Annotated in this window: 10 protein-coding genes; 2 read left to right on the top strand and 8 right to left on the bottom strand. The window is 71.3% G+C overall.

What is annotated here, in order from left to right; all coding sequences use genetic code 11:
- The 5 genes from VFL99_RS03565 to VFL99_RS03545 all read right to left on the bottom strand — a co-directional run.
- Window positions 1-339, bottom strand: a 339-nt coding sequence (locus VFL99_RS03565) for a 4Fe-4S binding protein (RefSeq protein ID WP_325104955.1), incomplete at its 3' end; no start/stop codon positions are given.
- Window positions 336-1295, bottom strand: coding sequence for an NADH-quinone oxidoreductase subunit NuoH (gene nuoH / locus VFL99_RS03560; RefSeq protein WP_325104954.1), 960 nt, complete (start codon window positions 1293-1295; stop codon window positions 336-338). The genes VFL99_RS03565 and nuoH, both read right to left, overlap by 4 nt.
- On the bottom strand, window positions 1288-1890 hold the full coding sequence (locus VFL99_RS03555; RefSeq protein WP_325104953.1) for an NADH-quinone oxidoreductase subunit C: 603 nt from the start codon (window positions 1888-1890) through the stop codon (window positions 1288-1290). Before VFL99_RS03555 ends, nuoH begins: the two co-directional genes overlap by 8 nt.
- On the bottom strand, window positions 1887-2438 hold the full coding sequence (locus tag VFL99_RS03550) for an NADH-quinone oxidoreductase subunit B (protein ID WP_325104952.1): 552 nt from the start codon (window positions 2436-2438) through the stop codon (window positions 1887-1889). Before VFL99_RS03550 ends, VFL99_RS03555 begins: the two co-directional genes overlap by 4 nt.
- Window positions 2439-2494: 56 nt before the next feature.
- Complete coding sequence (locus VFL99_RS03545; RefSeq protein ID WP_325104951.1) at window positions 2495-2860, bottom strand: NADH-quinone oxidoreductase subunit A; 366 nt, start codon at window positions 2858-2860, stop codon at window positions 2495-2497.
- 170 nt (window positions 2861-3030) lie between these two features.
- On the opposite strand from VFL99_RS03545, the gene VFL99_RS03540 reads away from it, so the two are divergent.
- Window positions 3031-4956: a 2-oxoacid:acceptor oxidoreductase subunit alpha gene (locus tag VFL99_RS03540; RefSeq protein WP_325104950.1), complete on the top strand. Its 1926-nt coding sequence runs from the start codon at window positions 3031-3033 to the stop codon at window positions 4954-4956.
- Window positions 4953-6035 carry a 2-oxoacid:ferredoxin oxidoreductase subunit beta gene (locus VFL99_RS03535; RefSeq protein WP_325104949.1) on the top strand — a complete coding sequence of 361 codons (1083 nt, stop codon included), beginning with the start codon at window positions 4953-4955 and terminating at the stop codon, window positions 6033-6035. Before VFL99_RS03540 ends, VFL99_RS03535 begins: the two co-directional genes overlap by 4 nt.
- 86 nt (window positions 6036-6121) lie before the next feature.
- Here the strand turns inward: VFL99_RS03535 and VFL99_RS03530 are convergent, their stop codons facing one another.
- From VFL99_RS03530 to VFL99_RS03520, 3 genes are read right to left on the bottom strand one after another with little or no spacing between them, the layout of a single operon-like run.
- Entirely contained in the window at window positions 6122-7486 is a 1365-nt protein-coding gene (locus VFL99_RS03530; RefSeq protein WP_325104948.1) for an FAD-binding oxidoreductase, read from the bottom strand.
- Window positions 7483-8022, bottom strand: coding sequence for a gamma carbonic anhydrase family protein (locus VFL99_RS03525; RefSeq protein ID WP_325104947.1), 540 nt, complete (start codon window positions 8020-8022; stop codon window positions 7483-7485). Before VFL99_RS03525 ends, VFL99_RS03530 begins: the two co-directional genes overlap by 4 nt.
- Entirely contained in the window at window positions 8019-8798 is a 780-nt protein-coding gene (locus tag VFL99_RS03520; protein ID WP_325104946.1) for a dihydrodipicolinate synthase family protein, read from the bottom strand. The genes VFL99_RS03525 and VFL99_RS03520 overlap by 4 nt, the downstream gene beginning before the upstream one ends.
- Window positions 8799-8863: the final 65 nt, after the last annotated feature.

Here is an 8863-nt window from a genome sequence, read left to right as displayed (position 1 = left end):
CGCGTCGAAGGGGCACACCTCCACGCAGATCGAGCAGTACATGCACAGGGAGTAGTCGATCGCGAACCGGTCCAGCACGTTGCGGCTGCGCTCCCGGCCACCCTCGGTGGTCGCCGGGATCACGTCCTTGTGCGAGTCGATGTAGATGCACCACGCCGGGCACTCCCGCGCGCACAGCATGCACGACGTGCACTTCTCCTCGATCAGCGCGATCACCCCGCGCGAACGCGGCGGTAGCTCGGGCAGCGCGTCCGGGTACTGCGCGGTGACCGCGCGGCGGGTCAGGTTGCGCCAGGTGACCGCCAGCCCGCGCAGCAGGCCGGATCCGGGAAGGCTCATCCCACGATCACCACCCCGGCCGCGGTGACCACCAGCTGCAGCAGCGCGACGGGAACGAGGCCCTGCCAGGCCAGCCGCTGCAACTGGTCCTCGCGCAGCCGCGGGTAGGCGACCCGCACCCAGATCACCACGAACGCGACCACGCCGGTCTTGAGCAGGGTCCACAGCCAGCCCAGCGTGTCCGGGAACGGGCCGTGCCAGCCTCCGAGGAACAGCACCGCGGTGAGCGCGGACAGCACCACGATGCCGGCGTACTCCGCCAGGATGAACAGCGCGAACCGCAGCCCGCCGTACTCCGTGAACGGGCCGAACACGATCTCCGCGTCCGCGACCGGCATGTCGAACGGCGGCCGTTGCAGCTCGGCGAGCCCGGCGACGAAGAACACCACCGCCCCGGGCAGCTGCCACAGCAGCCACCACGGGCTCCAGGCCTCCACGATGCCGCTCAGCGAGAGGGTTCCCGCCGCCATCGCGACGGAGGCCGCGGCCAGCACGAACGGCAGCTCGTAGGCCATCAGCTGGGCGGCGACCCGGATGCCGCCGAGCAGACTGAACTTGTTCGCGCTCGACCAGCCGCCCATCAGCGTGCCGATCACGCCGACGCCCATCACCGCCAGCACGAAGAACAGCCCGATGTCGAAGTCCTGGCCCACCACACCCGGCCCGAGCGGGATCGCGAGCAGCGCCACGAGGTACGGAAGCAGCGCCACCGCGGGTGCCAGCCGGAAGACCGACCGGTCGGCGTCGGCGGGCAGCACGTCCTCCTTCTGCACGAACTTCACGCCGTCGGCGACCAGCTGCGCCCAGCCGTGGAAGGCGCCGGCGTACATCGGGCCGACCCGGCTCTGCATGTGCGCCATCACCTTGTGCTCGGTCTGCCCGACCAGCAGCGGCAGCAGCAGGAATGCCGCGATGACGAGCACGACGCGCAGCACCGCGTCCGCGAGCTCAGCCATCGCCGCCCCCAGGCGGGTGCGGCCCCCACTGCTCGGGCTCGGGCACGCCGGGAGGGCGGGTACGGCGCCGCGACGGGGCGCCCTCCCCGGACTCCCCGGGCTCCTTCGCCCCGGGCCATGGCTTGACCACGCGGGAGGCGAGCACGAACTCCTTGCGCAGCGGATGTCCCTCGAACTGCTCGGGGAGCAGCAGCGGGGCGAGCTCGAGCCGTCGGCCGTCTTGAGTGAACACGACGCCGAACATCTCGTGGGTCTCGCGCTCGTGCCAGCGCGCACCGCGGAAGACATCGGCGACGCTCGGGGCGGTGGCCGCGTCCCGCGGCAGCAGCGTGCGCAGCAGCAGGTGCTCCGTGCCACCCGGCCGGTGGTGGGCGAGGTGGCACACCAGCCGGAAGCCGTCGTCGAGCTCGTCGACCGCGGACAGCCAGTCGAAGAAGGTGCAGCCGAGTCCGTCCCGGGCCAGCAGCACCGCGTCGTGCCAGGACTCCGCCGGCACGTCCACGGTCACCGGGCCGAAGCCCTCCTCGACGTACGCCTGCCCGCCGAGCTCGTCGGAGAACGCCGCGCGGACCCGGCCCGGCCACAGCTCCTTCATGGGGACGGCTCCGGTCCGAGCAGCGGCCTGGTCACCGAGGCGGCGCTGCGGTGCCCGTCGTACCGCTCCGCCAGCGACTCGGCGTCGATCTTCTCCTGCAGCTTCAAGATGCCCTGCAGCAGTGCCTCCGGCCGCGGCGGGCAGCCAGGCACGTAGACGTCGACGGGGATGATCTGGTCCACGCCCTTGGTGACGCAGTAGGAGTCCCAGTAGGGGCCGCCGGAGTTGGAGCACGAGCCGAACGAGATCACGTACTTCGGCTCGGGCATCTGGGCGTAGAGCCGCTTGATTGCGGGCGCCATCTTGTCGGTGACGGTGCCCGAGACCACCATCAGGTCGGCCTGCCGTGGGCCGGGCGCGAACGGGATCACTCCAAGCCGGATGAAGTCGTGCCTGGCCATCGAGGTGGCGATGAACTCGATCGCGCAGCAGGCCAGCCCGAAGTTGAACACCCACAGGGAGTACTTCCGGCCCCAGTTGAGCAGGTAGCGCGCCGGCTTCGGCGCCAGCCGTTGCAGCCCGCCGAGCTCCGGACCCGTCCCCGGCATCCCCAGCTCGACCGGTGGTCGAGGAGGCCGAGCCTGCGAGGACGTCTCGAAACCCCTCACGTCCACGTCAGCACCCCCTTGCGCCACGCGTAGAGCAGGCCAACCGCGACGAACCCGACGAACACCCCCATCTCCCCGACCGTGGCCCAGCCGAGACCCCCGAACACCGTGGCCCACGGGAACAGGAAGACCGCGTCCACGGCGAAGATCACGTAGAGGAACGCGTAGACGTAGTAGCGCACATGGGTCTGCGCCCAGCCCTCGCCGACCGGGTCCACGCCACACTCGTAGGGCAGGCGCTTGTCGGCGGTCGGGTGGGAGGGCCGCAACAGCCGGTTGCCCGCGAACATGGCGGTCACGAGCAGCGCCCCTGCGACCAGGATCACCAGCAGCGGCAGGTAGGCCGAGTAATAGTCCGCCACGCGCCCGAGTCTAGGAGAAAACCGTGATCCGGACGTGTCATGGACCACGTTGAGCCCGGACGTAGCATGAGCGAGGAGGGGTAATGTCGAGAGGGAATCGGGGTCTGACCGGCGTGCCCCCGACTCGGACCGCACCCGTCTGACAGTACTTGGGAAAAGAGGGCGACAGCGTGACCAAGCAGGTCAAGCAGCTCGACCGCGTGATCATCCGCTTCGCCGGCGACTCGGGCGACGGCATGCAGCTGACCGGCGACCGGTTCACGCAGCAGTCGGCGACGTTCGGGAACGACCTGTCCACACTGCCGAACTTTCCCGCGGAGATCCGGGCACCAGCCGGGACGCTGCCCGGCGTCTCGTCGTTCCAGGTGCACTTCGCCGACCACGACATCCTCACCCCCGGCGACAGCCCCGACGTGCTCGTGGCGATGAACCCGGCCGCGCTGAAGGCCAATCTGCAGGACCTGAAGAAGGGCGCGACGATCATCGTCGACAGCCACGACTTCACCGGACGCAACCTCTCCAAGGCCGGTTACGACCACAACCCGCTCGAGACCGACGAGCTCGACGAGTTCGCGGTGCACAGCGTGGACCTGACCAGCATGACGGTGGAGGCGGTGAAGGAGTTCGGACTGTCCCGCAAGGACGCCGGCCGTGCCAAGAACATGTTTGCTCTCGGCCTGCTGTCGTGGATGTACGGCCGGCCCGTCGATCCGACCATCGCGTTCCTGGAGCGCCGGTTCGCCAAGGTGCCCGACATCCGCGACGCGAACGTGACCGCGTTCAAGGCGGGCTGGAACTTCGGTGAGACCACCGAGGCGTTCGTGGTGCAGTACGAAGTCAAGCCCGCCCCCATGCCGACTGGGCGCTACCGGAACATCACCGGCAACCTGGCGCTCGCCTACGGCCTGGTAGCCTCCTCGGTCCAGTCCGGGCTGCCGCTGTTCCTCGGTTCCTACCCGATCACTCCGGCTTCCGACGTGCTGCACGAGCTTTCGCGGCACAAGCGGTTCGGGGTGACCACGTTTCAGGCCGAGGACGAGATCGCCGGCATCGGCGCGGCACTCGGCGCGGCCTTCGGCGGGTCGCTGGGGGTGACCACCACCTCCGGCCCGGGGGTCGCGCTGAAGTCGGAGACCATCGGGCTCGGCGTGATGCTCGAGCTGCCGCTCGTGGTCGTGGACATCCAGCGCGGCGGCCCGTCGACGGGCCTGCCCACCAAGACCGAGCAGGCCGACCTGCTGCAGGCGATGTTCGGGCGCAACGGCGAGGCGCCGGTGCCGATCGTGGCGCCACGCTCCCCCGCCGACTGCTTCGACGCGGCGCTGGAGGCGGCGCGGATCGCGGTCACCTACCGCACCCCGGTGATGCTGCTCTCGGACGGCTACCTCGCCAATGGTTCGGAGCCCTGGCAGATCCCGGACGTGGAGCAGCTGCCGCGCATCGAGCCCGGCTTCGCCACCGGGCCCAACCACACCGGCGAGGACGGCGAGAGCGCGTTCTGGCCCTACTTGCGTGACGACGAGACGCTGGCCCGCCCGTGGGCGGTGCCCGGCACCAAGGGCCTCGAGCACCGCATCGGCGGCCTGGAGAAGAACGACGGCACCGGGAACATCTCCTACGACCCGGCCAACCACGACTTCATGGTCCACACCCGCGCTGCCAAGGTGGAGCGGGTCGCCGAGAGCGTCCCGCCCACCGAGGTCGACGACCCAGTCGGCCCCGACGGGCAGGGCGCCCGCGTGCTGGTGCTGGGCTGGGGGTCGACGTACGGCCCGATCGGCGCCGCCGTCCGGCACGTGCGCAACACGGGCCTGAGGGTCGCGCAGGCCCACCTGCGGCACCTCAACCCGTTCCCCAAGGACCTCGGTGAGGTGCTGAAGAGGTACGACGCGGTGCTGGTCCCCGAGATGAACCTCGGGCAGCTGTCCATGCTGCTGCGTGCGAAGTACCTCGTCGACGTGGTCGGGTACAACCGGGTCCGCGGCCTACCCCTGCGGGCCGCCGAGCTCGCCGAGGCGATCACCGACCTGGTCGAGACGCAGACCGGCGACGAGCCGGTGCCCGGCGGAAACCACGAGACGGAGGAAGTCCGATGAGCCAGGTCGACCTGCCGAACCCGGGCCTGCGGGACGTGCCGGTGACCGAGGAGCCGCTGTCCCGCAAGGACTTCGCCTCGGACCAGGAGGTCCGCTGGTGCCCCGGCTGCGGCGACTACGCCATCCTGGCGGCGTTCCAGGGCTTCCTGCCGAGCCTGAACATCGCCCGCGAGAACGTGGTGATGATCTCCGGCATCGGCTGCGCCGCGCGGTTCCCTTACTACCTCGACACCTACGGGATGCACTCGATCCACGGGCGGGCCCCGGCGATCGCCACCGGCCTGGCGACCTCGCGCAAGGACCTGTCGGTGTGGGTGATCACCGGGGACGGGGACTCGCTGTCGATCGGCGGCAACCACCTGATCCACGCGCTGCGGCGCAACGTGAACCTGAAGATCCTGCTGTTCAACAACCGGATCTACGGGCTGACCAAGGGCCAGTACTCCCCCACCAGCGAGCCGGGCAAGGTCACCAAGTCCACCCCGATGGGGTCGCTGGACAACCCGTTCAACCCGGTGTCCCTGGCGCTGGGCGCCGAGGGCACCTTCGTCGCCCGCACCATCGACTCCGACCGCAAGCACCTCACCTCGGTGATGTCCGCGGCCGCTGCGCACCGGGGTACGGCGCTGGTGGAGATCTACCAGAACTGCCCGATCTTCAACGACGGCGCGTTCGACGCGTTCAAGACCCCGGACACCCGCGACGAGGCGGTCATCCCGCTGGTGCACGGCGAGCGCGTCCGGTTCGGCAACGACGGCGCCGGCAACCCGACCAAGGGCGTGGTCCGCGACCGGGCCACCGGGCGGCTCGAGGTCGTCGACCTGACCGAGGTGTCCGAGGACGACCTGGTGGTGCACGACGCGCACGACGAGGACCCGGCTACCGCGTTCGCGCTGTCCCGGCTCACGGATGCGGGCGTGCTGCACCGCGCGCCGATCGGGATCTTCCGGTCGGTGTCGCACCCGACGTACGACGACCTGGCCCGCGAGCAGGTGGAGACCGCCCGGCAGGGCACCGAAGACCCCACCGAGGCGCTGGCCGGCCTGCTGTCGGCCGGGGACACCTGGGCCGTCGCCTGACCCCTCGGTGGTCGAGGAGCGAGCGCCTGGTCCCTGAGGAGCGAGCGAAGCGAGCGTCTCGAAGGGCTCGAGACCACCCGGAGGACTCAGGGCAGCAGCTTGCCCGGGTTCAGCAGGTGGTGCGGGTCGAGGGCGTCCTTGACCGCGGTGTGCACCCGGGTCGAGACGTCGCCGAGCTCGCGCCCGGACCAGCTCCGCTTGAGCAGCCCGACGCCGTGCTCGCCGGTGACCGTCCCGCCGAGCTCGAGGGCGGCCTCCAGGATCGCGTCGAACGCCTGCCAGGCCGAGCGCGTCGAGTCCGGGTCGCTGGCGTCGTAGATGATGTTCGGGTGCAGGTTGCCATCCCCGGCGTGGCCGACGGTCGCGATCGTCAGGCCAGTGTCCGCGGCGACCGTCTCGATGCGACGGATCAGCTCGGCGAGCCGTGACCGCGGCACCGCCACGTCGTCGATGATCATGTCGCCCAGCCGTTCCAGCGCGAAGTAGGCGAGCCGGCGGGCCGCCAGCAGCTGGTTGCCCTCCTCCGGGTCGTCGGTCTCGGCGATGTCGTCCGCGCCGTGCTCCTTGAAGATCCGCGCCATCGCGGACACCTCGCCGGCCGCGTCCGGGGAGTCGCTCTGGGCCAGCAGCATGGCGGCGGAACCGCTCAGGCCCATGTTCGTCGCCTGGTCGAGGGCCTCGAGGCTGGCCCGGTCCAGCACCTCCAGCAGCGAGGGCACCATGCCGGCCGCGACCACCGCGGAGATCGCCCGCCCAGCGTCCTCGAGGCGGGGGAAGGTGGCCACCACGGTGGCGTTCGCCGGGGGCGCCGGCCGCAGGGCGAGCGTGATCTCGGTGACCACGCCGAGGGTGCCCTCCGAGCCGACGAACAGCCGGCTGAGGTCGTAGCCGACGACGCCCTTGACGGTACGGCGTCCGGTGCGCAGCACCTCCCCGTTGGCGAGCACCACCTCGAGGCCGAGCACGAAGTCGCCGGTGACGCCGTACTTCACGCAGCACATCCCGCCGGCGTTGGTGGACACGTTCCCGCCGATGGTGCACAGCTCCACGCTGCCCGGGTCGGGCGGGTAGAACAGCCCGTGGCCGGCGACCGCATTGCGGAGCGTCTGGGTGACCACTCCGGGCTGCACGACGGCCAGCCGGTTGGCCGGGTCGATCTCCAGGATCGAGTCCATCGCGGCCAGCGAGAGGACGATGCAGCCGTCCACCGCGTTCGCGGCGCCGGCGAGTCCGCTGCCCGCCCCCCGGGCCACGACCGGCACTTTCGACGTGTGCGCCACCTTCATGCAGGCGACCACCTCGTCGGTGCTGCGCGGCCGTACCAGTACGGCCGGGGTCCCGGACGGCATCCGGGTCATGTCGGTGCGGTAGGTGTCCAGCACGTCCGGGTCGTCCACGACCCGGTCCGGAGGCAGCACGGCCCGAAGCTCGCGCACCAGCGCAGCGCTCATGCGGAGACGGCCGACGCGTGCCGCCTGGCCAGCGCCACGTAGTGCTCGGCGTTCACGGTGATGGTGCCGATCTCCTCGTCGGTGAGCTGCCGCCGAACCCGGCCGGGGGCGCCGACCACCAGCGAGCCGGAGGGGATCTCGGTGCCCTCGAGGAGGACGGCGCCGGCGGCGATCAGGCAGTCGTCGCCGACCCGACAGCCGTTCAGCACGATCGCTCCCATGCCGACCAGCACGTTGTCGCCGATCCGCGAACCGTGCACCACGGCTCGGTGGCCGACGGTGACGCCGCTGCCCAGCACGGCCGGGAGGCCGGGATCGGCGTGCAGCACGCTGCCGTCTTGGACGTTGCTGCCGCGACCCACCTCGATCAGGTCCCCGTCGCCGCGAAGCACCGCGCCGTACCAGACGCTGGCATCCTCGGCGAGCCGCACGTTCCCGACCAGCGTCGCGCCGGGCGCTACCCAGGCTGCCGGCGCCACCTCCGGCTCGGACTGCTCGAGGGCGAGTACCAGGGCGTCGGCGGCAGTGGCGCTCATGCGCCCGCCCGGGACGCGACGGAGGTGCCGAACCGCTCGGCGGTGAGCCCCTTGATGCCGTCGGGGTAGGAGCTCTTGTGCTTCAGGTGGTAGCCGAGGAGCCGGCGCTGCGCCTCCCCGTCACCGCCGAAGGCAGCCACGCACAGCTCGGGGGCGGCGTTGGCGACGGCGAGCAGCGCACCGTCGACACCGACCGACCCTGCCATGGTGAGCAGGATCGGAGACCCGACGTAGACCACCCCGGGGTAGCCGACCGCCTCGCGGAGCAGCCGCACCGGGTCCCCGCTGGAGTCCTTGAGGCCGGCCACCGGGAGCTCGTCGAGCATCTCGACCGGCACGCCCGGCGCGGACATCCCCGGCAGGTGGTAGGCGAGCAGCGGCACCGGCCCGACCGCCTTCGCGACGGTGTCGTAGTAGGCACGCGGGTCGGCCACCAGGGGCGGCGAGAGCGCGAGGACGGCGTCGGCACCGGCGTCCACGGCCGCCTGCGTCAGGGCGGCTGCCTGCCGGCCGCTGGCGGCCCCCGTCCCGGCGATCACCGGCACGTCGGCCGGGACCGCGCCACGGACCGCCGCGACGAGGCTGGCGCGCTCGTCGGGCTCGAGGGTCGCCGCCTCACCGGTGGTGCCGCCCACGAGCACGGCGCGGACCCCGCACCCCACCAGTCGGGTGGCGTGCTCGGCCGTCGCGTCGACGTCGAGGCTGCCGTCGTCGTGGAAGAGGGTCACCAGCGCCACTCCGACGCCGGTGAAGGGCGGTGTGCCCGCGTTGCTCATCGGTTGCTCCATTCCGGCGGCCGCTTGGCGACGAAGCTGGCCACGCCCTCCTTGAAGTCCTCGCT

The organism is Segeticoccus sp. (assembly GCF_035708005.1).
The sequence above is the reverse complement of the archived record's forward strand: the minus strand, read 5'-3'. Positions and strand labels throughout refer to the sequence as shown.

Excerpts from the sequence above, each read along its gene's own strand:
- VFL99_RS03520 (WP_325104946.1), bottom strand. The coding sequence starts at position 8,798 with ATGAGCAACGCGGGCACACCGCCCTTCACCGGCGTCGGAGTGGCGCTG.
- nuoH (WP_325104954.1), bottom strand. The coding sequence starts at position 1,295 with ATGGCTGAGCTCGCGGACGCGGTGCTGCGCGTCGTGCTCGTCATCGCG.
- VFL99_RS03550 (WP_325104952.1), bottom strand. The coding sequence starts at position 2,438 with ATGCCGGGGACGGGTCCGGAGCTCGGCGGGCTGCAACGGCTGGCGCCG.
- VFL99_RS03530 (WP_325104948.1), bottom strand. The coding sequence starts at position 7,486 with ATGAGCGCTGCGCTGGTGCGCGAGCTTCGGGCCGTGCTGCCTCCGGAC.
- VFL99_RS03555 (WP_325104953.1), bottom strand. The coding sequence starts at position 1,890 with ATGAAGGAGCTGTGGCCGGGCCGGGTCCGCGCGGCGTTCTCCGACGAG.
- VFL99_RS03535 (WP_325104949.1), top strand. The coding sequence starts at position 4,953 with ATGAGCCAGGTCGACCTGCCGAACCCGGGCCTGCGGGACGTGCCGGTG.
- VFL99_RS03525 (WP_325104947.1), bottom strand. The coding sequence starts at position 8,022 with ATGAGCGCCACTGCCGCCGACGCCCTGGTACTCGCCCTCGAGCAGTCC.